Below are 22,198 nucleotides of genomic sequence, written 5' to 3' on the forward strand. Positions count from 1 at the left end.
CCCGGCTGATCATGGGCACCGGCGGCGCCCCCAGCCTCGACGTCATGGAACGCTCCCTGCTGGCCTCCGGCACCGAGCTGACGACCGTGGCGATGCGCCGCCTGGACCCGACCGTGCGGGGCTCGGTGCTCTCCGTCCTGGAACGGCACGGCATCCAGGTGCTGCCGAACACGGCGGGCTGCTACACGGCCGGCGAGGCCGTGCTGACCGCCCGGCTCGCCCGTGAGGCGCTGGGCACCAGCTGGGTGAAGCTGGAGGTGATCGCGGACGAGCGCACCCTGCTGCCCGACCCCGTCGAGCTGCTGGACGCCGCCGAGACCCTGGTGGACGACGGGTTCACCGTCCTGCCGTACACCAACGACGACCCGGTGCTCGCGCGCAAGCTGGAGGACGCGGGCTGCGCGGCGATCATGCCGCTGGGCTCCCCCATCGGCTCCGGCCTGGGCATCCGCAACCCGCACAACTTCCAGCTGATCACCGAGCGCGCGCGGGTCCCGGTCATCCTGGACGCGGGCGCGGGCACCGCCTCCGACGCGGCGCAGGCGATGGAGCTGGGCTGCGCCGCGGTCATGCTGGCCTCCGCGGTGACGCGGGCGCAGGAGCCCGCGCTGATGGCGGCGGCCATGCGGCACGCGGTGGAGGCGGGCCGTCTGGCCCACCGGGCGGGCCGTATCCCGCGGCGGCACTTCGCGGACGCGTCCTCGCCCACGGACGGCATGGCCGCGCTGGACCCGGAGCGCCCCGCGTTCGGCTGACCACCCGCTGTCACCCCTGTGGTGCCCGAGGTCATGGCCGCATCGGGAGGTTGTCACCGTTCGGCTTCAGTGCGGCTCGCTGCTGGTCCCGGGTGGAGTGGGGGGCGCGGGCCGCCTCGTAGACTCTCCGCCGTGGATGCGACCCTTCACGATCCGATCTGCGGCCAGGTACTCGACGGGCGGTACCGCGTCGACGCGCGCATCGCCGTCGGCGGCATGGCCACGGTGTACCGCGCGCTGGACACCCGGCTGGACCGGGTACTCGCGCTGAAGGTGATGCATCCCTCGCTCGCCGCCGACCGCCTCTTCGTCGACCGCTTCATCCGGGAGGCCAAGTCCGTCGCCCGGCTCGCGCACCCCAACGTGGTGGGCGTCTTCGACCAGGGCACCGACGGCACCTACGTCTACCTCGCCATGGAGTACGTCGCGGGCTGCACGCTCCGCGACGTGCTGCGCGACCGCGGGGCCCTCCAGCCACGGGCTGCCCTGGACGTGCTGGAGCCGATGCTCGCTGCGCTCGGCGCCGCGCACCGCGCCGGGCTGGTGCACCGGGACATGAAGCCCGAGAACGTCCTCATCGGCGACGACGGCCGGGTCAAGGTCGCCGACTTCGGGCTCGTGCGCACCGTGGACGGCCAGACCTCCGCCACCACCGACTCCCTCCTGGGCACGGTCTCCTATCTCGCGCCGGAGCAGATCGAGCACGGCCAGGCCGATCCCCGTACGGACCTGTACGCGTGCGGCGTGATGCTGCACGAGATGCTGACGGGCACCAAGCCGCACTCCGGCGGCACTCCGGCCCAGGTGCTGTACAAGCACCTGCACGAGGACCTCCCGGCGCCCTCCGCCGCCGTCCCCGGCCTCGCCCCCGAGCTGGACGGGCTGACCGCCCGCGCCGCCGCCCGCGACCCGGAGCAGCGGCCCGAGGACGCCGTCGCCCTGCTGGCCGAGACCCGTACGGCGCGCGCCGCGCTCACCGACGCGCAACTGGACGCGGTGCCGCCGCAGGCGAACGAGGCGGGCGAGCCCGGTGCCGAGCACCTGACCAGCGTCATCCCGCGCGCCTTCGGCACGTCCGCGGCCCCGGCCGCCGCCCCGGCCGACGGCTTCGTGGACACCACCGGCTCCGCGAGCGGCGCGGACGCGCTGGACCGGGACAGCCTGGCGCCGGTCCCCGGTGACGACGAGGACGGCGTGCACCGCACCAGCCGCCTGGCCGCGCCGCCCGCTGCGCCCCCGGCGCCGCCCGCACCGCCCCGCGGCCCGGCCGGCGCGGGCCGCCGCCGGCCCCGGCCCGCGGTGCTCGCGCTGCTGGGCGCGGTCCTGGTCGTGCTGCTGGGCACCGGGGTCTGGTACATCAACTCGGGCCAGTTCAGCCAGACCCCCGCGGTGCTCGACATGACCGAGGCCGAAGCCAAGGACGCCCTCCGCGAGGAGGGGTTCGAGGTGAAGGTGAAGCACGAGCACAGCGTGGGGATCAAGCGCGGCCGGGTGATCGAGAGCGATCCGAAGCCGGGCGGCCGCGTACGGGGCGACGGGCCGGTGACCATCGTGGTCTCGCGCGGCCCCGACGTCGTCAAGGTCCCCGACCTCTCCGGCAAGCCGCTCTCCGACGCCCGCGCCCAGCTCAAGGACGAGGGGCTGAAGCCCGGTCTCGTCAAGCGCGAGTTCGACGACGAGACGGCGCAGGGCTCCGTCATCCGCACCGACCCCAAGGCGGGCAGCAGCAAGCGGCCCGGCACGGCGGTAGCGCTGACCGTCTCCAAGGGGCGCGAGATCGAGATCCCGGACGTCGTCGGCGACGGCGAGGCCGAGGCCCGCGAGGAGCTGCGGGAGGCGGGGCTCAAGGTGCGCGTCGCAGCCCAGCGGGTGTTCTCGGAGGAGGACAAGGGCGCCGTCGCCCGGCAGTCCCCCGGCCAGGGCTCCATCGCCGCCAAGGGCGACACGGTCACGCTCACGGTCTCCAAGGGCCCGGAGATGGTCGAGGTGCCGGACGTCGAGGGCATGAGCGAGAGCGAGGCCCGTGCGGCGCTGGAGGGCGCGGGCTTCTCGGTGGACGTGAACAAGCTGTTCATCAGGGACAAGGTCTTCAACCAGTCCCCGAACAGCGGCGACGAGGCCCCGCGCGGGTCCGAGGTCACCATCTGGGTCCAGTGACCCGGCCCGCCTGACTCCCCCGCCCGCCCGCCTTCCGGCCGGAAGATCCGGTCACAGCACGCCGATTCCCCCGCACCCCTGGGTAGCCGACCCAGGGGTGCGCTGTGAGGCCGCACATAGGACCCACATCACTTACGAACGGGATTAGTGGACGTTTGCCATGACATGACCGCGCATCCCCGGTATTTCGGACAGTGATCATTCCCCCGCAGCACGAATGCGGGTAGTACGTCACATTCTTGATCTGCCAATTTCCGGGCTTTAAGAATTGCTCTCGTCGCATGGTGCCGCGAAACAGAACGCGGTTCCGATCGCCTGCCCCTGGCGGCTGCGACGTCAGCAATCGAAAGGGCTCGCTCGCACCATGCTCCGCATTCCCGGATACACCCGCATGACCAAAGCCACCAAGTACTCGACGGTCGGTCTGCTCGCCGGAGCAGCGGCGCTGAGCGTGGCCGTCGTCCCCGGTTCCGCCGACGACGGCGAGGCGGGCCAGAGCTCCGCCGCCAAGGCCACCGCGCTGCCCGTCGCCTTCACCGGCCAGGCCCAGCACTCCCAGCCCAAGGCGGACGGCATCGCCCAGCAGGTGGACGCGGTCCAGCAGCGGGTGCAGGCGGAGGCCGCGGCGAAGCAGAAGGCGGCCGAGAAGCAGCGGGCCGCGGTCCAGGCCGCCGCGAAGGCCGAGGCCGGCAAGTCCCGCGCGGCCGACGCCGCCGCCAGCCGCTCGTCCGAGCGCCCGCAGGCCAAGCCCGCCCCGGCGAAGCCGGCCCAGGTCAAGCCCGCCTACCCGAACACGCTGGACGGCTGGATACGCGAGGCCAGGGCGATCATGAAGGAGAAGGGCATCCCCGGCTCGTACGAGGGAATCCACCGCAACATCATCCGCGAGTCCTCCGGCGACCCGAACGCCGTCAACAACTGGGACATCAACGCCCGCAACGGCATCCCGTCCAAGGGCCTGCTCCAGGTGATCCAGCCGACCTTCGACGCCTACCACGTCGAGGGCACGCCCCGGAACCTCACCGACCCGGTCGCGAACATCGTCGCCGCGTGCAACTACGCCGCCGACCGCTACGGTTCGATGGACAACGTGGACTCGGCATACTGACCGGGTGAACACAGCACGCACGCGTAACGCCATCGGCGGTCACGTCCCGGTAGCCGGGGGCCTGGCCGCCGTCGGCATTTCCTATGCGGCGGATATCGGCGCGGAAGCGGTGCAGGTATTCGTCGCCAATCCGCGCGGCTGGGCCACACCGCCCGGCCGTCCGGCACAGGACGAGGAATTCCGAACCGCCTGCGCGGCGCGCGGAATTCCGGCGTACGTACACGCGCCCTATCTGATCAATTTCGGTTCGCACACCGAGGCCACCGTCGCGAGTTCCGTCGCTTCGCTGCGCCACTCGCTGCGCCGCGGGCGGGACATCGGCGCACTGGGCGTCGTGGTCCACACCGGCTCCGCGACGGGCGGCAGACCGCGCGGGACCGCGCTCGCCCAGGTCCGGGAGCGGATGCTGCCGCTGCTGGCCGAACTGACGCACGACGACGACCCCTGGCTGCTGCTGGAGCCGACGGCGGGCCAGGGCTCGTCGATCTGCTCCCAAGTCCAGGACCTGGGGCCCTACTTCGACGCCCTCGACCACCACCCGAAGCTGGGCGTGTGCCTGGACACCTGCCACGCCCACGCAGCGGGCCACGACCTGGCCGCGCCCGGCGGGGTCAAGGAGACCCTCGACGCGCTGGAGGCGGTGACCGGGGGCGGACGGCTGCGACTGATCCACGCGAACGACTCCAAGGACGTCGCGGGCGCGCACAAGGACCGGCACGAGAACATCGGCTCCGGCCACATCGGCGCCGAGCCGTTCGCCGCACTGCTGAGCCACCCCGCGACCGCCGGGGTGCCGCTGGTGACGGAGACTCCGGGCGGCAAGGCGGGGCACGCGGCGGACATCGCCCTGCTCAAGGACCTCCGCCCAGAGTGCTGAGAGGCTGCCGGGCGGCCTTGGCCGGATGGTGGACGCGGTCCGCTGCGGCCCCGGTCAGAGTTCGGGGCCCTCCCCCGGCGCCTCCTGGTAGGAGTAGCGCTGCTCCCGCCACGGGTCGCCGATGTTGTGGTAGCCCCGCTCCTCCCAGAAGCCCCGCCGGTCGGCCGACATGTACTCCACGCCCCGGACCCACTTCGGCCCCTTCCAGGCGTAGAGGTGCGGGACGACCAGCCGCACCGGGAAGCCGTGTTCGGCCGTCAGCAGCTCGCCCGCGCGGTGGGTGGCGAAGAGGGTGCCGTCGGCGGTGAAGTCCGCGAGCCGCAGGTTGGAGCTGAAGCCGTACTCGGCCCACACCATGACGTGGGTGGCCTCGGGCGCGGGCGGAGCCAGCTCCATGAGCGTACGGGTGCGGACGCCGCCCCACTCCGCGCCCAGCATGCTGAACTTCGTCACGCAGTGCAGGTCCGCGACCACCGTGTCGTAGGGGAGGGCGGAGAACTCCTCGTGCGTCCAGCAGTGCTTGTCGCCGTCGGCCGTGGCGCCGAAGACGCGGAACTCCCAGCGCTCCGGCCTGAACTTGGGCACCGGCCCGTAGTGCGTAACCGGCCAGCCGCGCTGGAATCGCTGCCCCGGCGGAAGCGGCGACTGCTCCGATTCGCGGCTTTCCGGCTGACCCATGCCTCCATGGTGACAGACCGCCTTCCGCTGCCCCGACCACCCCCCGCCAGAAACCTACGCAATCCTTAAATCCGGCCGTACCGGATAAAGCCGCACTCGACCAACTATTCCAAATCAGGCAAGCCTGCACTTACTGGACGCGTCCCGGCCTTGGTGCGAGGATGCGCGCATCCCGCCGACCACCGCTTGGAAGGAGCCCGCTGCCATGCAGGGCGACCCCGAGGTCATCGAATTCCTCAACGAGCAGCTGACCGCCGAGCTGACTGCGATCAACCAGTACTTCCTGCACGCGAAGATGCAGGAGAACTTCGGCTGGTCGAAACTGGCCAAATACACCCGGTCCGAGTCCTTCGACGAGATGCGGCACGCGGAGAAGCTGACCGACCGCATCCTCTTCCTGGACGGACTGCCCAACTACCAGCGACTCTTCCACGTCCGGGTGGGCCAGACGGTCACCGAGATGTTCCAGGCCGACCGGCAGATCGAGGTGGAAGCCATCGACAGGCTGCGCCGGGGCGTCGACGTCATGCGCGCCAAGGGCGACATCACCTCGGCCAACATCTTCGAGGAGATCCTTGCGGACGAGGAGCACCACATCGACTACCTGGACACGCAGCTGGAGCTGATCGAGAAGCTCGGCGAACCGCTGTACATCGCCCAGCTGATCGAGCAGCCGGACTCGTGACGCGCTAGGCGGCGACTGCCGCGGACACGGCCGCCACCGCGGGAAGTTCGGGCACCGGAGCCGCCGGAGTCACCGGCGCGGACGGTACGAGGGGCGGGGCCGGAGCCGCCCCCGGTGCCGCCTCCGCGGGCGGCGCCTTCTGCTCCAGGACCGTACGGCGCGGGCAGCCGCCCCGTCCGAGCAGTCCCTGGATGCGGCGCACGCAGGACCCGCAGTCCGTGCCCGCCTTGCTGGCGGAGGCTATCTGGCGCGGGGTGCACACCCCGGCATCCGCGTGCTCGCGGACCTGCTCCTCGGTGATGCCGAAGCATGAGCAGACGTACACGCGGCGGACCTCCCTCGCGAGCGCACCGGCGGGTTCAAACGGTGAGGTAACCCTAACCTTACCCATCGGGCGGCGTCCACCCGACGCGGTGGGGCCCGTGTCACATTCCCTGTGACACGGGCCCCACCGCCCGCGCGACACCTCGCGCCCCGCCCGGCCACTACTGGTCGCGGTACATCTCCGCCACCAGGAAGGCCAGGTCGAGCGACTGGCTGCGGTTGAGCCGCGGGTCGCACGCCGTCTCGTACCGCTGGTGCAGGTCGTCGACGAAGATCTCGTCGCCGCCGCCGACGCACTCCGTCACGTCGTCCCCCGTCAGCTCCATGTGGATGCCGCCGGGGTGCGAGCCGAGGCCCTTGTGCACCTCGAAGAAGCCCTTGACCTCGTCCAGCACGTCGTCGAAGCGCCGCGTCTTGTGCCCGCTGGCCGCCTCGAAGGTGTTGCCGTGCATCGGGTCGCACACCCAGCCCACCTGGGCCCCGGACGCGGTGACCTTCTCCACCAGCAGCGGCAGGCGGTCGCGGATCTTGTCCGCTCCCATCCGGGTGATGAAGGTGAGCCGCCCCGGCTCCCGCTCCGGGTCCAGCCGGTCGATGAGGGCGAGGGCCTCCTCCGGCGTCGTCGTCGGCCCCAGCTTCACGCCCAGCGGGTTGCGCACCTTGGAGGCGAACTCGATGTGCGCGCCGTCCAGCTGCCGCGTGCGCTCACCGATCCACAGCATGTGACCGGAGACGTCGTAGAGCGCGCCGCTGCGCGAGTCCGTACGGGTCAGCGGGCCCTCGTAGTCGAGCAGCAGCGCCTCGTGCGAGGCGTAGAACTCGACGGTCTTCAGCTCTTCGGGGTCCGTGCCGCAGGCGTGCATGAACTTCATGGCCTGGTCGATCTCGCGGGCCAGCGCCTCGTACCGCTGCCCGGAGGGGGAGTTGCGCACGAAGTCCTGGTTCCAGGCGTGCACCTGGCGCAGGTCGGCGTAACCGCCGGTGGTGAAGGCGCGTACGAGGTTCAGCGTCGAGGCCGAGGCGTGGTACATCCGCTTGAGGCGCTGCGGGTCGGGCCGCCGGGCCTCGGGGGTGAACTCGAAGCCGTTGACCGAGTCGCCGCGGTAGACGGGCAGCGTCACGCCGTCCCGCGTCTCGGTCGGCTTGGAGCGCGGCTTGCTGTACTGGCCGGCGATCCGGCCGACCTTGACCACCGGCACCGAGCCCGCGTAGGTGAGCACGGCGCCCATCTGAAGCAGCGTCTTCAGCTTGTTCCGGATGTGCTCCGCGGACACGGCGTCGAACGCCTCCCCGCAGTCACCGCCCTGGAGCAGGAACGCCTCGCCCCTGGCCACGGCGCCCAGCCGCTGCTTGAGCAGGTCGCACTCGCCCGCGAAGACGAGCGGCGGATAGGACTCGAGCTCGGCGACCACCTCGCGCAGCTCGTCGCGGTCCGGCCAGTCGGGCTGCTGCGCGGCGGGCAGGTCTCTCCAGGAATGGGCACCGGCGGGGGTCTTGGCGTTGACAGTCACACAGCCCAGATTACGGGGTCTGCGGATGAAATCATCCCGCGGACCGATGGGTGAGACGTGACGTCCCGGATGCGGAGGGCGACCGCCCGAATCGAGGCCACCCGGCAGACCCTCAGCGCTCGTACAGCGCCTCGATCTCGTCGGCGAAGTCCTTCGCCACGGCGTTGCGCTTGAGCTTGAGCGAGGGGGTGACGTGCCCCGAGTCCTCGGTGAACTGCCCGGGAAGCACCCGGAACTTGCGCACCGACTCCGCCTTGGAGACCGCCGCGTTGCCGTGGTCGACCGCCGTCTGCAGCTCCGCCAGCAGCTCCTGGTCCGCGAGCAGCTCCGCCCGCCCGAGCCCGTCCTTGCCGCGTTCGGCCGCCCAGCGGGGCAGGAACTCCTCGTCCACGGTGACCAGCGCGCCGATGAACGGGCGCCCGTCCCCCACCACCATGCACTCCGCGACCAGCGCGTGCGCGCGGATACGGTCCTCCAGGACCGCCGGGGCGACGTTCTTGCCGCCCGCGGTCACCAGGATCTCCTTCTTGCGCCCGGTGATCGTGAGATAGCCCTCCGCGTCCAGCGAGCCCAGGTCGCCGGTGTGGAACCAGCCGTCCGCCAGGGCGTCGCGGGTCGCCTGTTCGTTGTTCCAGTAGCCGGAGAAGAGGTGCTCGCCGTGCAGCAGCACCTCGCCGTCGTCCGCGATGCGGATCACCGAACCGGGCAGCGGCTGGCCGACCGTTCCGATCTTGGGGCGGTCGCTGGGGTTGAAGGCCGTAGCGGCGCAGGACTCGCTCAGCCCGTAGCCCTCCAGCACGGTGAAGCCGATGCCGCGGTAGAAGTGGCCGAGGCGCTCACCGAGCGGAGCGCCGCCGGAGATGGCGTGGGTGGCACGGCCGCCGAGGACGGCGCGCAGCTTGCGGTAGACGAGCCGGTCGAACACCTTGTGCCGCAGCCGCAGGCCCAGGGACGGGCCGGAGCGGCCGGTGCGGCCGGAGTCACCGGGTCCGGCGGAGGCGGCCGACGCGGCGGAGGCCTCGGCCAGCGCGCGGCTGTACGCGATGGCCGTGTCGGCGGCCCGGTCGAAGAGGCCGCCCTTGCCTCCCGCCCGCGCCTTGGCCCGCGCCGCGTTGAAGACCTTCTCGAAGACCCGCGGCACCCCCAGGATCAGGGTCGGCCGGAAGGCGGCCAGCTCGTCCGTGAGGTTCCTGACGTCGGAGACGTGGCCGAGCTTGATCGGCGCCATGACGGCGGCGACCTGCACCAGGCGGCCGAGGACGTGGGCGACGGGGAGGAAGAGCAGCACGGAGGAGTCGCCGGTGCGGAAGAGGGGGCTCAGTCTCTCCACCACGTTGCCGCACTCCGCGAAGAAGCTGCGGTGGGTGAGCACGCAGCCCTTGGGGCGGCCGGTGGTGCCCGAGGTGTAGACGATGGTGGCCGGGGAGTCGGCGTTCGCCACCGCGCTGCGGGCGTCCACGTCCGCGTCGGAGAGGCCGGCGCCCGCATCCGCCAGTACGGCGACGGCGCCCGCGCCGCCGCCCGAGGGCGTGAAGACGGGTACGGACGCGGGGTCGGACGCCCGGGCGGCGGGCGAAGGATCGATTTGCCACACATGTGCGAGCCTCGGCAGCCGGTCGCGTACGGACTCCAGCGCGGCGCCGTGCGCAGCCGTCTCGACCAGCGCGGCGACCGCGCCCGAGTCACCGAGAATCCAGGCGATCTGCTCCGGCGAGCTGGTCTCGTACACGGGCACGGTGACCGCGCCCGCGCTCCAGACGGCGAAGTCGAGGAGCGTCCACTCGTAGCGGGTACGGGACATCAGCGCCACCCGGTCGCCCGCCTGGACCCCGGCCGCGATCAGGCCCTTGGCGGCCGTGCGGACCTCGTCCAGGAACGCGGCGGCGGTGACGTCCTCCCAGCTCCCCGCACGCTTGCGGGCCAGCACGGCGACCTCGGGGTGGAGCGCGGCGTTGCGGTGGATGAGATCCGTCAGGTTTCCGTCCGCGGGGACCTCGTAAAGTGCCGGAAGGCTGAACTCACGCAACTGCTGCTCCTCGTCGGCGCCGAACGGAGGCCGGGCGGGGCGGCCTCCGGCGGCTCGGTCCAGATTCCCGGCGAGGTATCGCGGGATCTGAAGGGTGACGGCCCGGACGTTACCCACTGGTAAAGCTCGCGGGATAGGGGGTGGCGGCCAGATGTTCGCCGCGTCACACAGCGCGGGCCGGGACCGCCCGTGCGGGCGGACGGCTCGGCGGCGGCGCGTACGGGACAGCTGCCCACCCTGCCCGGTGCGCCTACCGCGACCTATGACGCCCCGGGACAAACCCTAGGGTATGGCCATGAGAGTCCATGTGGTGAGCGATGTGCACGGCAACACCGAGGCACTGGCCAGGGCGGGCGACGGCGCCGACGCCCTGCTGTGCCTCGGCGACCTCATCCTCTTCCTCGACTACGCGGACCACTCACGCGGCATCTTCCCCGACCTCTTCGGCAGGGAGAACGCCGACCGCATCGTCGCCCTGCGCGATGCGCGCCGCTTCACCGAGGCCCACGCGTTCTCCGCCCGCCTGTGGGCGACCGTCGACCGCCGGGCCGCCACGGAGGCGGCGGTGCGCAGGCAGTACGCCGAAATGTTCGCCGTCTTCCCCACCCCGACGTACGCGACCTACGGCAATGTCGACATGCCTGCCCTGTGGCCGGAGTACGCCGGACCCGGCACCACCGTCCTGGACGGCGGGACGGCCGAGATCGGCGGGCTCCGGTTCGGCTTCGTGGGCGGCGGCCTGCCCTCCTCCATGCGCACCCCGTTCGAGGTCGAGGAGGAGACGTACGCGGCGAAGGTCGCGGCCCTGGGCGAAGTCGACGTGCTGTGCTCGCACATACCGCCGGAGGTGCCGGAGCTGTGCTACGACACCGTCGCGCGCCGCTTCGAGCGCGGCAGCACGGCGCTGCTGGAGGCGGTGCGCGCCGTACGCCCCCGCTACCACCTCTTCGGGCACGTCCATCAGCCGCTGGTGCGGAGGATGCGCCTGGGCACCACCGAGTGCGTGAACGTCGGCCACTTCAACGCGACGGGTACACCGTGGGTCCTGGAGTGGTGAGACTTCCGGGGCGGTGACGCGTTCGGCAGCGGTGACCGGGTTCCGGAGCGGTGACGGGCCCCGCCGGGCCGCGCGGTAGCCTTCCAGCGCAGAGCGCGACAGCGGTAGCAGCGGCAACGGGGTAAGCGAGGAGCCACGTCGATGGCGGAACACACCAGCTCGAGCATCACCATCGAGGCCGCCCCCACCGATGTCATGGGGGTGATCTCCGACTTCGCGAGCTACCCGGAGTGGACGGGCGAGGTGAAGGAGGCCGAGATCCTCACCTCGGACGCCGCGGGCCGGGCCGAGCAGGTCCGGCTGCTGCTCGACGCGGGCGCGATCAAGGACGAGCACACCCTGGCGTACGAGTGGGTCGGTGACGGCGAGGTGCGCTGGTCTCTGGTGAAGTCGCAGATGCTGCGCGCGCTGGACGGCTCCTACCGGCTCACCCCGGTCGCCGGGGGCGCGCGTACCGAGGTGACCTACCAGCTGACGGTGGACGTCAAGATCCCGATGCTCGGGATGATCAAGCGCAAGGCGGAGAAGGTCATCATCGACCGCGCCCTGGACGGCCTCAAGAAGCGGGTCGAGTCCGGCGGCGCGGCACCGGCGGCGGAGACCGCCGAGGGCGGCAAGTCCTGAGGTGAGCGAGGACGACGGCCGCCCGGCCCCGCCGCCGCGCCGCACGGTGCTCGTCACCGGAGCGGGCGGCGCGGGCCGTACGACGGCCGCCGCCGCGACCGCGACCGCCGCCGCCCGGGCGGGCGCCCGGGTCCTGCTGGTGAGCGCGGAGCCGCCCCACGTGCTGGAGGCGGTGCTCGGCGCCTCCCTCGGCGCCTCCCGCCCCGACTCCTCCGGCACCGACGCGGGCGCGGCGCCGGTGGCCGTGCCGGGCACCGACGGCCTGTGGGTGGCCCGCGCCGATCCGGACGAGGAGTTCCGTACCCAGGCCGCCGCCCTCCAGGAGCGCGCCCGTGCGGCCCTGGACCTCACCGGCGCCGAACCGCTGGACGCCGGCGAACTCACCGCCCTGCCCGGCGCTGAGACCTTCGCCCTGCTGCGCGCGCTGTGCACGCGCCCGGCGCAGCCGTGGGACCTGGTCGTGGCGGACCTGCCGCCGGTCCGGCAGGCGCTCGGCATGCTCGCGCTCCCCGAGCAGCTGCGCAGATACCTGCGGCGGCTCCTGCCGCCCGAGAAGCAGGCCGCGCGGGCGCTGCGCCCGGTGCTGGCCCAGCTCGCGGGCGTGCCGATGCCCGCGCACGGCCTGTACGCGACGGCGGCCCGCTGGGACGCGGAACTGGCGCGCGCGCAGCGGGTGATCGGCGCCCCGGGCACCTCCGTACGGCTGGTCACCGAGCCGGGCGGGGCGGCCCCCGCCGCCGTACGGGAGGCACGGGCGGGGTGCGCGCTCTACGGGCTGCCGCTGGACGCGGTGCTGGCCAGCCGGGTGCTGCCCACCGGCTCCGAGGACGCGTGGCTGGCGGCGCTGAGCGGACGGCAGCAGGCCGTGCTGAAGGAGCTGCGCGCGGCGGCGGGCGACGGGGCGACGGGCGTGCCGCTGTGTGAACTGCCGCACCTGGGACGCGATCCGCACGGCTCCGCCGACCTCTCCCTGCTCGCCTCGGCGGCCGGCCTGCCGGACGGGGTGCCGGACGGGCCGGCGGGTGGTCCGCGCGCACCGCGCCTGCCCCGGCAGCCCGGCGGCGCCGTACTGGGCCGGGTCACCGACCAACTCGCCGAGGACGGCATGCTCCACTGGCTGCTGCCGCTGCCCGGCGCACGGCGCGAGACGCTGGAGCTGGTACGGCGCGGCGACGAACTGATCGTCGGGGTCGGCCCGTACCGGCGGCTGCTGCCGCTGCCCTCCGTACTGCGCCGCTGCCGCGTGGCCGGCGCCGCGCTGGCGGACGGCCAACTGCGGGTGCGGTTCGCGCCCGAGCCCCGGCTGTGGCCGGAAGCGGCGCGCGGCTGAGGCCGAACGCGGCGCGTCCCGCCGCGCACCCGGGCGGCTCCGCCGCCCCGGGACCCTGGCCGAACGGCACCCCCCTGGGCGCGCCGTTCGGGTAACGTCGGGAGAAAGCCACTCTCCTCCAGGAGCCCGCCATGAGCGATGCCGCAGCCGAGTACCCCGCGGCCGACCCGGACCCCGACGCCTGGGCGACGGCATGCGAAGAGGACCTCGCCGCGGAGAAGGCCCGCCGCCGCGCGGCCTACGGGCCGCAGCCCGTCAGCGCCGCCGACGAGCTGCGGCGGCTCGCCGACGCGGTCGCCGACAGGGTCGGCCGGCTGGGCAAGCCGCTGGCCGGTCCGGCCGGTGAGGTGGCCGCGCAGAACGTCGCACGGCAATTGTTCGCCCAGGCGCGGTCCGTGGTGGAGCCGGTGGTCGAGCGCAACCCGCAGCTCTTCGACCACCTCGCGGCAGCGGGTGGTGAGCTGCTCGCCGCCTACCGCTCCGCCGTGCAGGGCGAGGAGCGGCGCTGGACGGCGCCGTCGCGGCCGACGGACGCCGAAGTGCCGTCCGACAAGCGCCCGGACGGCGACGAGGGCCCGCCGGGAGCGGAGCGCATCGACCTCGACTGAGCGCCGCTGAGCCCCGCCGGGCTCCGCAGCCGCGCCACCCCCCGCCCCCCGCCCGGGACTTCCGCCCCGCCCGGCCGGGCGGTCGTCCGGAGCAGCCGTGCGCGCCCCTCCCCTCCGGTACCCTCGTGCGCAGCGGGGATCGACCGAAAACTGAGGGATATATGGGACTCACCATCGGCGTCGACATCGGTGGCACCAAGATCGCGGCCGGGGTGGTCGACGAGGCCGGCGCGGTCCTGGAGACGAGCAAGGTGCCGACCCCGCCCACCGCCGAGGGCGTCGTCGACGCCATCGCGGACGCGGTCCGCTCGGCCAGCGCCCAGCACCCGGTGGAGGCCGTCGGCATCGGTGCCGCCGGATATGTCGACGACAAGCGTGCCACCGTCCTCTTCGCCCCCAACATCGCCTGGCGCCACGAGGCGCTCAAGGACAAGGTCGAGCAGCGCGTCGGACTGCCGGTCGTCGTGGAGAACGACGCGAACGCCGCGGCCTGGGGCGAATACCGCTTCGGCGCGGGCCAGGGCCACGACGACGTCGTGTGCATCACCCTGGGCACCGGGCTCGGCGGCGGCATCGTCATCGGCGGCAGGCTGCACCGCGGGCGCTTCGGCGTCGCGGCGGAGTTCGGCCACATCCGGGTCGTACCGGACGGGCTGCTGTGCGGCTGCGGCAGCCAGGGCTGCTGGGAGCAGTACGCCTCCGGCCGCGCGCTGGTGCGGTACGCGCAGCAGCGCGCCGCCGCGACCCCGGAGCACGCGGAGACCCTGCTCGGCCTCGGCGACGGCACCCCGGCGGGCATCCAGGGGCGGCACGTCAGCCAGGCCGCACGGCAGGGCGACCCGGTCTCGGTCGACGCCTTCCGCGAGCTGGCCCGCTGGGCGGGCGCCGGTCTGGCCGACCTGGCCTCGCTCTTCGACCCCTCCGCGTTCATCGTCGGCGGCGGCGTCTCGGACGAGGGCGATCTCGTACTGGACCCGATCCGCAAGTCGTTCCGGCGCTGGCTGGTCGGCGGCCAGTGGCGGCCCCACGCGCAGGTGCTCGCGGCCCGGCTGGGCGGCGAGGCGGGGCTGGTCGGCGCGGCGGACCTGGCCCGCCAGGGCTAGGCTCTGTCGTCACAATGTCGCCTGCTGTGCGACGCCTGGCACGCGTCCCCTCGGCCCTTCGGGCCTGGGGAGGCCCCATGCCTCGGCCCTTCGGGCCTGGGGAGGCCCCATGCTCGCCGCGTTGTCGGAGTCGCCCACGTACGGCCCGGTACGAGGACGAGTCCGCGGTGGCAGGCGCGGTAGAGCGCAAGGCTAGGGACTCGTCTGCGTACGGGGCGTACCGGGACGATCCCGACCACGCAGGGGCACCTCCCGGCGAAGCCAGGAGAGAGAGCGGCGGGGCAGCGTCCGCCCGGAGAGACGAGGCGGGTGGGGCATGCCCGGGCAGGACGGTGCCCCGCCGGCCGGGTCACGGGCGGCGGGGCACCGTCGGGGCGGGCACACCCTCACGTGCCGGACTTGCGCCCGTACACGTACACCTCGTCCCCGTGGCTCAGCAGCTTCCAGTACGCCTTGGCGTCCTCGGTACGCATGTTGACGCAGCCGTGGGAGCCCGGCTCCGACCACACGCTCCCGCTGATCGCGTGGAAAGCCTCGCCGCCGTCGAAGAACTGGCTGTAGGGCATCTTGGAGTCGTAGAGCGACGACACGTGGTTCTTGTGCCGCCAGTAGACCTCGTACAGCCCGGTGCGGGTCTCATGGCCGTTCCGGCCCGTCCGCACCGGTACCGGCCCCTTGCGGAGCTGCCCGCCGTCCTGAATCCAGCTGATCTGCCGGGTCAGGTCCACGCACGCGATACGGCCCTTGTCCACCGGGCAGCGTCCGGCCCGGTTCGGCTCGCTGCCCGCGGACTCCTGCCGCTTCACCGCCTTCATCACCTTCCAGGTGACCGGCCCGGCGTAGCCGTACTGCGGCTGGATGCCGTGCGACGCCTGGAACGACCGGATCTTCCGGCAGTCGGCGGTCGTCTGGATGCCGTCGGCCTTCAGCCCCAGGAACCGCTCCGCCTGCTTCTGGTAGGGCCCTTGCAGACCCCCGCACCACGAGCCCGCCGCATGCGCGGGTGCCGCGGCGAGACCGGCCAACGCCGGCGGCGCCAGCAGCCCGGCAGCCGCCAGACCGACCACGGCCCGGCGCCGCCTGCCTTTTCGTCCTGCACTTCCTGACACAAGTCACCACTTTCGTCCCGGCAGGGCACCGCGCGCCGGAGGGCGGCGGAGCCCCAAAGTCCAGTACGTGCCCTCCACTTGTCACGGTAGACCGATCACCCCCGTCACCACGGGCGATTACCGGGCATCATCCCGTGACGGGTGACCGGGGTACGACGCGTCCTCGTCCGCGCCACCCCTGGGAGCGGTCCCCGGTGTCCCCGGCCCCGCCACGACGGCCGCGCGCCGCGCCCCGGGCGCCGGAGGCGTACTACGCTTTCGCCCATGACACTTGCGGATCTTCCCGAGTCGAAGACCGAGCCCGACGGCTCCGCCGTCATCCGCCTCCTGAGCTACAACATCCGCTCCATGCGCGACGACACGGAGGCGCTCGCCCAGGTGATCCGGGCCTGTGCCCCCGACGTCGTCTGCGTACAGGAGGCGCCGCGGTTCTTCCGCTGGCGCAAGTACGCCGCACGGCTCGCCCGTGCGACGGACCTCACCTACGTCACGGGCGGCGCGACGGCCAGCGGCCCGCTGATCCTGGCCTCGCTGCGCGCGTACGTCGAGCACACCGAGGACGTCCTGCTGCCGCTGACACCCGGTCTGCACCGGCGCGGACTCGCCACCGCCGTCCTGCGGTTCGGCACCTCGGCGCGGCTGACGGTGGTCAGCTGCCACCTGAGCCTCCAGGGTGCCGAGCGCTACGCGCAGGCCGGTCTGCTGCTGGACCGGCTGCCGCACCCGAGTACGCCGCACAGCGTCGTCGCGGGCGACTTCAACGAACGGCCGGAGGGACGCGGCTTCAGCAGGCTCACGGACAGCCTGCGGGACGGCTGGGTCAGCAAGCCGTGGGGCGGCGAGTTCACCTCCACCCCGGAGCGCCCGCACCAGCGCATCGACGCGGTGCTCGCCTCGGAGGGCGTCGAGGTCCTCGGCTGCGGCGTGCCCGCCGGACTGCCCGGCGTCACCGACGGCGACCTGCGCGCGGCGACCGACCACCTGCCGGTGCTCGCGGCCCTGCGGGTGCCACCGCACCCGGGGGCTGCCGGCGCGTGACCGGTCCGCGCCCGGCAGGGGTCTCCGGCCAGGTGTCGCTCAGCCGGCGCCCGCCCCCGCCGCGTTCGCCCGCAGGAACGCGGCGAACGTACGGGGCGCGCGCCCGGTCAGATCCCGCACCGCCGACGTCACCTCCGACATGCCGCCGGACGCCATGTCCGCGTAGAGCCACAGGAGATCGTCCACGAACCAGCCGGGCAGCCCCTGCGCCCGCAGGTCCGCTGCGGCCTCCGCGGGCGGCACGTCCCGGAAGGGGACGCCGAGCAGCGAGGCGATCTCCTCGTGCGTGAGCGCCTCCGGACCGGTGAGCGGGTACGTCCGCCCGGCGCCGGACGAGCCGGTCAGCAGCACCGCGGCGCAGGCGGCGACGTCGTAGGCGTCGAGGTAGGCCACCCGGCCCGTACCGTACGGGCCCGCCAGGGCGCCGCTGTGGCGGAACCCGCCCTTGCCCGTGAAGAAGTTCTGCATGTAGCCGGTGGGCTGGAGCATCGACCACTCCAGGCCGGACGTTTCGAGGTACCGCTCGATCTCCCAGTGCGCGCGCACCGACAGCTTCGACTCCGGGCCGGGCCGCCACGCCCCCACCTTCACCACGCGGGAGACCCCGGCGGCCCGCGCCGCGTCGACGGCGGCGGTCTGCTGCCCGACCATCGGCTGCGATCCGGGCACGGGGAGCGCACCGCCGCTGTTGAGCAGCAGCCGGTCGACGCCCTCCAGCGCGGCCGTCAGCGAAGCCGGTTCGTCGAAGTCGGCCACGACGAAGTCGCAGCCCAGGGCCTCGCCTTTGGCCTGGTCCCGCACCATCGCCCGGAACGGCGCGCCCGCGTCCGCGAGCGCCCGCACCAGATGCCTGCCTATGGTGCCGGTCGCGCCTGTCACCAGGATCATGTGTTCCTCCACTTAACCTGAGAGTCCCTCAAGAAAATGTACCAGCCTTAGATGAGGAGTCCTCGACTTATGCCGGAGACGTCATCCGCGACGCCGCCGCCCCGCCGCAGACGCGCGGACGCGCGGCGCAACCACGCACGGCTGCTCGCCGAGGCGGACACCGTCTTCCGGGAGCAGGGGACCCAGGCGTCGCTGGAGCGTGTCGCCCGCGGGGCAGGCGTCGCCATCGGCACGCTCTACTCCCACTTCCCCAACCGGCGCGCCCTGTTGGAGGCGCTGCTGCACGAACGGCAGGAGGCGGTCCACGCCCTCGGCGACGAACTGCTCGACGGCACCGGGGCAGGCGCCGGCAGCACGCCCGGCGAAGCGCTCGACCGGTGGATGCGCGCCGTCACCGAGCACACCGCGACGTACAGCGGGCTCACCGACCAGTTCCTGGGCAGCCTGGAGGACGAGACCTCGGAGCTGCACGCGGCCTGCCAGAGGATGTCGGCGGCGGGCGAGGCGCTGCTGGAGCGGGCCCGCGCCGCCGGCGCCGTCCGCACCGACGCCACCGCCGCCGACGTCTTCGCGCTCATCAGCGCGGCGGCCTGGCTGCGCGGCCAGCTCCCCGGGGAGCACGCGGACCGCATGGAGTCGCTGCTCTTCGACGGCCTGCGGCCGGGCTGACCAGCCCGCCCGGGCCCGCTCGGGTCTTCAGGGCGGGTCAGACGACCGCGCCGCGCCCCGGGTCCTCGAAGTCGTCGTCGCTGTCCTCGCGCATCCGGGCCACGAGCGTGCCGAAGCCGCCCAGGAAGCCGCCGACGCCCAGGGTGATGACCCACCACGTCATCTCGAAGCGGAAGATCACCCCCGCGATCAGCAGCAGCGGCCCGCCCAGCACCGCGATCCAGGCGAAGGTGCTGGTGGGGTCGGACGGCGGCAGCGGCGGGTCCGGGGGCACGAAGTGGTCGTCCGCCTCCGCCGCCGCCTCGGCCGCCTCGGACAGCGGCCAGTCGCGCGGACCGGTACCCGCGGCGTAGACCGTGACGCTGCGGACGGGGGGCTCGCCGTCCTCGCCCTCCCGCGGCTCCCCTTCGGGCCGGGTCAGGGTGTCGCCGTCCGGCTCGCGGCCCTCGTCGCCGCCGTCGGAGCCGGGATCAGCACTGCCGTCGGAGCCGGGACCGGACTCGGCCTCGCCCGGCGCGTCCCCCTCGACACCGGGCTGCTCGCCGTACCCGGCCACGATCGCCGCCCACGCCGCCTCCTCGTCCGGGGGCAGGATGGACTCCGGCTCGTCGCCCTGCTCGGCACCGGGATTACGCTCCGTCACGGGAAGGCTCCCTTGCCGCGATACGGGAGAGGCGGGAGATGAAGCCGTAGCTGTCCGCGAACACGCGCTCCGCGTCGTGGTCCAGCGTGGCGACGTGGTAGCTGCGCTCCAGCACCGTCTCGGTCACCTCTGTCGAGGAGACCTTGGAGAGGATCAGCGCCGAGTCGGTGGGCGGCACGACGTGGTCCGTCCTGCTGTGCAGCACCAGCAGCGGCTGGGTGACCTGGGGCAGTTCGCCGAGCATCACCCGGAAGAAATCCCGCAGGGCGTACGCGGCGTGCAACGGCACCCGGTCGTATCCCAGCTCGTGCGCGCCCTCCTTGGCGATGTCGTCGACCACGCCGGGCGAGGAGCGCACCAGGTACCGCGCGATCGGCAGCGCGTAGCCGGGCAGCCGCGGGAAGGTGCTCGCCGGGTTGACCACGACGACACCGCTGACCGCGTCCCCGTGCCGGGCGGCCAGCCGCAGCGCCAGCGTGCCGCCCATGGACAGCCCGCAGACGAAGACCTGCTCGCAGCGCTCGCGCAGGAGGTGCAACTCGCGGTCCACGGTGGCGTACCAGTCCTGCCAGCCGGTGACCTGGAGGTCCTCCCAGCGGGTGCCGTGTCCGGGCAGCAGCGGGAGCGAGACGGTGAGCCCCTGGTCGGCCAGGTGGCGGGCCCAGGGCCGCAGCGACTGCGGTGAGCCCGTGAAGCCGTGGCACAGGAGCACGCCGACCTCCGAGCCGTCATGGCGCATCGGTTCGGCTCCGGGCATGAGCGGCACCGTGAATCTCCATTCGCACGGACGGAGCGGGAGTCGTGGCGGGCGGGCGGTCCCGGCGAGGACCGCGCCCGCGGCCAGCCTACGCGTGCGCTCCCCCCGGCGGGTAGCTCGTGCGGGGCGGGGCGGGCGCCCCGGGAGGGGGATAGGCTCGTGCCCATCATTCCTCTGGAGGTCCCGGTTGTTCTACGGCGCGATGAAGCTGTCGGTCGGCAGCTCGCTGAAGCTGGTCTTCCGCCCCTGGGCGGAGGGCCTGGAGAACATTCCCGCGGCCGGTCCGGCCATCCTCGCCAGCAATCACCTCTCCTTCTCGGACTCCTTCTTCCTGCCCGCCGTGCTGGACCGCAAGGTCACCTTCATCGCGAAGGCCGAGTACTTCACCTCCCCCGGGGTCAAGGGGAAGCTGACGGCCGCCTTCTTCAAGGGCGTCGGGCAGCTGCCGGTGGACCGCTCGGGTGTGCGGGGCGCGGGTGAGGCGGCGATCAGGAGCGGGCTGGAGGTGCTGGAGCGCGGCGAGCTGTTCGGCATCTACCCCGAGGGCACCCGCTCCCCCGACGGCAGGCTCTACCGGGGCAAGCCCGGCGGGCTGGCCCGGCTCGCGCTGCGCTCGGGGGCGCCGGTGATCCCGGTGGCCATGATCGACACGGAGAAGATCCAGCCGCCCGGCCAGGTCGTGCCGAAGCTGATGCGGCCGGGCATCCGGGTCGGCCGCCCGCTGGACTTCGCCCGCTACCAGGGCATGGACGGCGACCGTTTCATCCAGCGCTCGGTGACGGACGAGGTGATGTACGAGATCATGCGGCTCTCCGGCCAGGAGTACGTGGACGTGTACGCGACCGCCGCCAAGCGCCGTATCGCCGAGGCCGAGAAGGCGGAGAAGGCCGAGAAAGCCGCGCAGGCGGAGAAGTCCGCGCAGGCCGAGAAGGCCCGGGGCGACGGCCGGGGCAGGGCGGCGTAGCGCGTGCTCCGGCAGCGGCAGCGGCGCGCGGAGTCGGGCGGGGCCCGGGCGGACGTGCCCGCGAGGTTCTCGGTCGAGCAGCCGCTGTGGCGCGCGCTGACGGCCTACCGCGTGGGGACCCTGGTGTACGCGGTGACGCTGCACGTCGTCGCGCACGGCCGCTACGAGCACCCGCTCGTCGCCAGCGCTTACATCGCCGCGCTCACGCTCTGGACCCTGGGTACCGTACGGAAGGTGCTGTCGGCGGAGCGCTGCACGCCGCTCTTCCTGGCGGGCGATCTCACGATGGCGCTGACCGGCATACTCCTCACCCGGCACGTCGAGCATCTGGACCGGGTCGAGGGCGGAGTCAGCACCCTGCCGTCGATATGGACTGCGGGCGCCGTCCTCGGCTTCGCCCTCAAGGGCGGCTGGCGGTGGGGCGTCTCGGCGGCCCTCGCGGTCGGTGTGGCCAACATCGTCGAGCGCGGCAGCGCCTCCGGCGACACCCTGCACAACGTGCTGCTGGTGTGCGTGGCGAGCATCGCCATCGGCTACGTGGTGGAGGTCGCACGGGCCAGTGAGCGCACGCTGTCGCGCGCCCTCCAGATCGAGGCGGCCACCCGTGAGCGCGAGCGGCTCGCCCGGGACATCCACGACAGTGTGCTCCAGGTCCTGGCGATGGTGCAGCGGCGCGGGACGGCGCTCGGCGGTGAGGCGGCGGAGCTGGGCATGCTGGCGGGCGAGCAGGAGGTGGCGCTGCGGGCGCTGGTGGCCGCCGGGCCGTCCGAACCGACGGTGCCGGAGGTGCCCAGGCAGTCCGGCACGCGTCAGGAGGGTCCGGGCAGCCTCCCGGCGGACAGCCGCGACCTGCACGGGCTGCTGGCCGGGCTGGCCGGTGCGCGGGTGACCTTCTCCGGGCCGGGCCTCCCCGTCCGGCTGGCGCCGGGCCCGGCCCGGGAGCTGGTCGCGGCCGTGGGCGCGGCGCTGGACAATGTGCGGCAGCACGCCGGTGCGGACGCGCAGGCGTGGATTCTCCTGGAGGACGAGCCGGACGCGGTGCTGGTGACCGTCCGCGACGACGGGCCCGGCATCCCGGCCGGGCGGCTGGCGGACGCGGAGGCGGAGGGCCGGATGGGGGTCGCGCTGTCCATCCGCGGACGGCTGCGCGATCTGGGCGGCACGGCGGAGCTGGTGTCGGTGCCGGGACAGGGGACCGAGGTGGAATTGAGGATGCCGAAGGATGTCTGAGCAGGCGCGGGAGCAGCAGCGGTCGGAGGATCAGGCGCCGGACCGGGCGCCGGACCG

22 protein-coding genes are annotated in these 22,198 nt (G+C 73.2%); 14 read left to right on the top strand and 8 right to left on the bottom strand.

The window, feature by feature from the left end; genetic code table 11:
• Positions 1-11 precede the first annotated feature (11 nt).
• From H299_RS0124440 to H299_RS0124455, 4 genes are all read left to right on the top strand, one after another.
• The gene (locus tag H299_RS0124440; protein ID WP_051262895.1) at positions 12-755 is read left to right on the top strand and encodes a thiazole synthase; all 744 of its coding nucleotides are present in this window, start codon (positions 12-14) and stop codon (positions 753-755) included.
• 132 nt (positions 756-887) lie between these two features.
• Complete coding sequence (gene pknB / locus H299_RS0124445; RefSeq protein WP_027750548.1) at positions 888-2,912, top strand: Stk1 family PASTA domain-containing Ser/Thr kinase; 2,025 nt, start codon at positions 888-890, stop codon at positions 2,910-2,912.
• A gap of 391 nt (positions 2,913-3,303) precedes the next feature.
• On the top strand, positions 3,304-4,020 hold the full coding sequence (locus H299_RS0124450; RefSeq protein ID WP_486587408.1) for a transglycosylase SLT domain-containing protein: 717 nt from the start codon (positions 3,304-3,306) through the stop codon (positions 4,018-4,020).
• 4 nt (positions 4,021-4,024) lie between these two features.
• Positions 4,025-4,897 carry a deoxyribonuclease IV gene (locus H299_RS0124455; protein WP_027750550.1) on the top strand — a complete coding sequence of 291 codons (873 nt, stop codon included), beginning with the start codon at positions 4,025-4,027 and terminating at the stop codon, positions 4,895-4,897.
• Between the two features lie 54 nt (positions 4,898-4,951).
• On the opposite strand, the gene H299_RS0124460 is transcribed toward H299_RS0124455, so the two are convergent.
• A complete protein-coding gene (locus H299_RS0124460) occupies positions 4,952-5,575 on the bottom strand; it encodes a sulfite oxidase-like oxidoreductase (RefSeq protein WP_027750551.1) in 624 nt (207 codons plus the stop codon).
• Positions 5,576-5,780: 205 nt separating this feature from the next.
• Here H299_RS0124460 and bfr point away from each other — a divergent pair, with 205 nt between their 5' ends.
• Positions 5,781-6,260: a bacterioferritin gene (gene bfr, locus H299_RS0124465; protein ID WP_027750552.1), complete on the top strand. Its 480-nt coding sequence runs from the start codon at positions 5,781-5,783 to the stop codon at positions 6,258-6,260.
• A 4-nt stretch (positions 6,261-6,264) separates the two neighbouring features.
• On the opposite strand, the gene H299_RS0124470 is transcribed toward bfr, so the two are convergent.
• The 3 genes from H299_RS0124470 to H299_RS0124480 all read right to left on the bottom strand — a co-directional run bounded on the left by H299_RS0124470 (position 6,265) and on the right by H299_RS0124480 (position 10,121).
• The gene (locus tag H299_RS0124470) at positions 6,265-6,585 is read right to left on the bottom strand and encodes a (2Fe-2S)-binding protein (RefSeq protein ID WP_027750553.1); all 321 of its coding nucleotides are present in this window, start codon (positions 6,583-6,585) and stop codon (positions 6,265-6,267) included.
• Between the two features lie 160 nt (positions 6,586-6,745).
• Positions 6,746-8,095: a class II 3-deoxy-7-phosphoheptulonate synthase gene (locus H299_RS0124475; RefSeq protein WP_027750554.1), complete on the bottom strand. Its 1,350-nt coding sequence runs from the start codon at positions 8,093-8,095 to the stop codon at positions 6,746-6,748.
• A gap of 112 nt (positions 8,096-8,207) precedes the next feature.
• A complete protein-coding gene (locus tag H299_RS0124480) occupies positions 8,208-10,121 on the bottom strand; it encodes a long-chain fatty acid--CoA ligase (protein ID WP_027750555.1) in 1,914 nt (637 codons plus the stop codon).
• Between the two features lie 295 nt (positions 10,122-10,416).
• Between H299_RS0124480 and H299_RS0124485 the strand changes: the two genes are divergently transcribed.
• The 5 genes from H299_RS0124485 to H299_RS0124505 all read left to right on the top strand — a co-directional run bounded on the left by H299_RS0124485 (position 10,417) and on the right by H299_RS0124505 (position 14,843).
• Positions 10,417-11,178 carry a metallophosphoesterase gene (locus H299_RS0124485; protein WP_027750556.1) on the top strand — a complete coding sequence of 254 codons (762 nt, stop codon included), beginning with the start codon at positions 10,417-10,419 and terminating at the stop codon, positions 11,176-11,178.
• Positions 11,179-11,319: 141 nt separating this feature from the next.
• Positions 11,320-11,802, top strand: coding sequence for an SRPBCC family protein (locus tag H299_RS0124490; RefSeq protein WP_027750557.1), 483 nt, complete (start codon positions 11,320-11,322; stop codon positions 11,800-11,802).
• A gap of 1 nt (position 11,803) precedes the next feature.
• Complete coding sequence (locus H299_RS0124495) at positions 11,804-13,132, top strand: ArsA-related P-loop ATPase (protein WP_051262806.1); 1,329 nt, start codon at positions 11,804-11,806, stop codon at positions 13,130-13,132.
• A gap of 131 nt (positions 13,133-13,263) precedes the next feature.
• The gene (locus H299_RS0124500; protein ID WP_027750559.1) at positions 13,264-13,740 is read left to right on the top strand and encodes a DUF5304 domain-containing protein; all 477 of its coding nucleotides are present in this window, start codon (positions 13,264-13,266) and stop codon (positions 13,738-13,740) included.
• Between the two features lie 161 nt (positions 13,741-13,901).
• Positions 13,902-14,843, top strand: coding sequence for an ROK family glucokinase (locus H299_RS0124505; protein ID WP_027750560.1), 942 nt, complete (start codon positions 13,902-13,904; stop codon positions 14,841-14,843).
• A 386-nt stretch (positions 14,844-15,229) separates the two neighbouring features.
• On the opposite strand, the gene H299_RS0124510 is transcribed toward H299_RS0124505, so the two are convergent.
• Positions 15,230-15,901 carry a L,D-transpeptidase gene (locus H299_RS0124510; RefSeq protein WP_486587446.1) on the bottom strand — a complete coding sequence of 224 codons (672 nt, stop codon included), beginning with the start codon at positions 15,899-15,901 and terminating at the stop codon, positions 15,230-15,232.
• Positions 15,902-16,216: 315 nt separating this feature from the next.
• On the opposite strand from H299_RS0124510, the gene H299_RS0124515 reads away from it, so the two are divergent.
• Positions 16,217-16,990 carry an endonuclease/exonuclease/phosphatase family protein gene (locus H299_RS0124515; RefSeq protein ID WP_027750562.1) on the top strand — a complete coding sequence of 258 codons (774 nt, stop codon included), beginning with the start codon at positions 16,217-16,219 and terminating at the stop codon, positions 16,988-16,990.
• Between the two features lie 39 nt (positions 16,991-17,029).
• Here H299_RS0124515 and H299_RS0124520 read toward each other — a convergent pair whose 3' ends face one another.
• On the bottom strand, positions 17,030-17,878 hold the full coding sequence (locus H299_RS0124520; protein WP_027750563.1) for an SDR family oxidoreductase: 849 nt from the start codon (positions 17,876-17,878) through the stop codon (positions 17,030-17,032).
• 69 nt (positions 17,879-17,947) lie between these two features.
• Here H299_RS0124520 and H299_RS0124525 point away from each other — a divergent pair, with 69 nt between their 5' ends.
• On the top strand, positions 17,948-18,547 hold the full coding sequence (locus tag H299_RS0124525; protein ID WP_027750564.1) for a TetR/AcrR family transcriptional regulator: 600 nt from the start codon (positions 17,948-17,950) through the stop codon (positions 18,545-18,547).
• A gap of 37 nt (positions 18,548-18,584) precedes the next feature.
• On the opposite strand, the gene H299_RS0124530 is transcribed toward H299_RS0124525, so the two are convergent.
• Entirely contained in the window at positions 18,585-19,190 is a 606-nt protein-coding gene (locus H299_RS0124530) for a hypothetical protein (protein WP_027750565.1), read from the bottom strand.
• Positions 19,177-19,956, bottom strand: a complete 780-nt coding sequence (locus H299_RS0124535) for an alpha/beta fold hydrolase (protein WP_027750566.1) — start codon at positions 19,954-19,956, stop codon at positions 19,177-19,179. The genes H299_RS0124530 and H299_RS0124535 overlap by 14 nt, the downstream gene beginning before the upstream one ends.
• Before the next feature lie 178 nt (positions 19,957-20,134).
• Between H299_RS0124535 and H299_RS0124540 the strand changes: the two genes are divergently transcribed.
• Together H299_RS0124540 and macS are read left to right on the top strand one after the other, a co-directional pair.
• Positions 20,135-20,911 carry a lysophospholipid acyltransferase family protein gene (locus H299_RS0124540; protein WP_027750567.1) on the top strand — a complete coding sequence of 259 codons (777 nt, stop codon included), beginning with the start codon at positions 20,135-20,137 and terminating at the stop codon, positions 20,909-20,911.
• A 3-nt stretch (positions 20,912-20,914) separates the two neighbouring features.
• The gene (macS, locus tag H299_RS0124545) at positions 20,915-22,141 is read left to right on the top strand and encodes a MacS family sensor histidine kinase (protein WP_486587409.1); all 1,227 of its coding nucleotides are present in this window, start codon (positions 20,915-20,917) and stop codon (positions 22,139-22,141) included.
• The last annotated feature ends 57 nt before the right edge of the window (positions 22,142-22,198 follow it).

Source organism: Streptomyces sp. CNH287 (assembly GCF_000424825.1).

Bases quoted from the DNA above. Each gene is read 5' to 3' on its own strand.
- H299_RS0124440 (WP_051262895.1), top strand. From the start codon at position 12: ATGGGCACCGGCGGCGCCCCCAGCCTCGACGTCATGGAACGCTCCCTG.
- H299_RS0124450 (WP_486587408.1), top strand. From the start codon at position 3,304: ATGACCAAAGCCACCAAGTACTCGACGGTCGGTCTGCTCGCCGGAGCA.
- H299_RS0124460 (WP_027750551.1), bottom strand. From the start codon at position 5,575: ATGGGTCAGCCGGAAAGCCGCGAATCGGAGCAGTCGCCGCTTCCGCCG.
- bfr (WP_027750552.1), top strand. From the start codon at position 5,781: ATGCAGGGCGACCCCGAGGTCATCGAATTCCTCAACGAGCAGCTGACC.
- H299_RS0124485 (WP_027750556.1), top strand. From the start codon at position 10,417: ATGAGAGTCCATGTGGTGAGCGATGTGCACGGCAACACCGAGGCACTG.
- H299_RS0124490 (WP_027750557.1), top strand. From the start codon at position 11,320: ATGGCGGAACACACCAGCTCGAGCATCACCATCGAGGCCGCCCCCACC.
- H299_RS0124500 (WP_027750559.1), top strand. From the start codon at position 13,264: ATGAGCGATGCCGCAGCCGAGTACCCCGCGGCCGACCCGGACCCCGAC.
- H299_RS0124505 (WP_027750560.1), top strand. From the start codon at position 13,902: ATGGGACTCACCATCGGCGTCGACATCGGTGGCACCAAGATCGCGGCC.
- H299_RS0124515 (WP_027750562.1), top strand. From the start codon at position 16,217: ATGACACTTGCGGATCTTCCCGAGTCGAAGACCGAGCCCGACGGCTCC.
- H299_RS0124520 (WP_027750563.1), bottom strand. From the start codon at position 17,878: ATGATCCTGGTGACAGGCGCGACCGGCACCATAGGCAGGCATCTGGTG.
- H299_RS0124525 (WP_027750564.1), top strand. From the start codon at position 17,948: ATGCCGGAGACGTCATCCGCGACGCCGCCGCCCCGCCGCAGACGCGCG.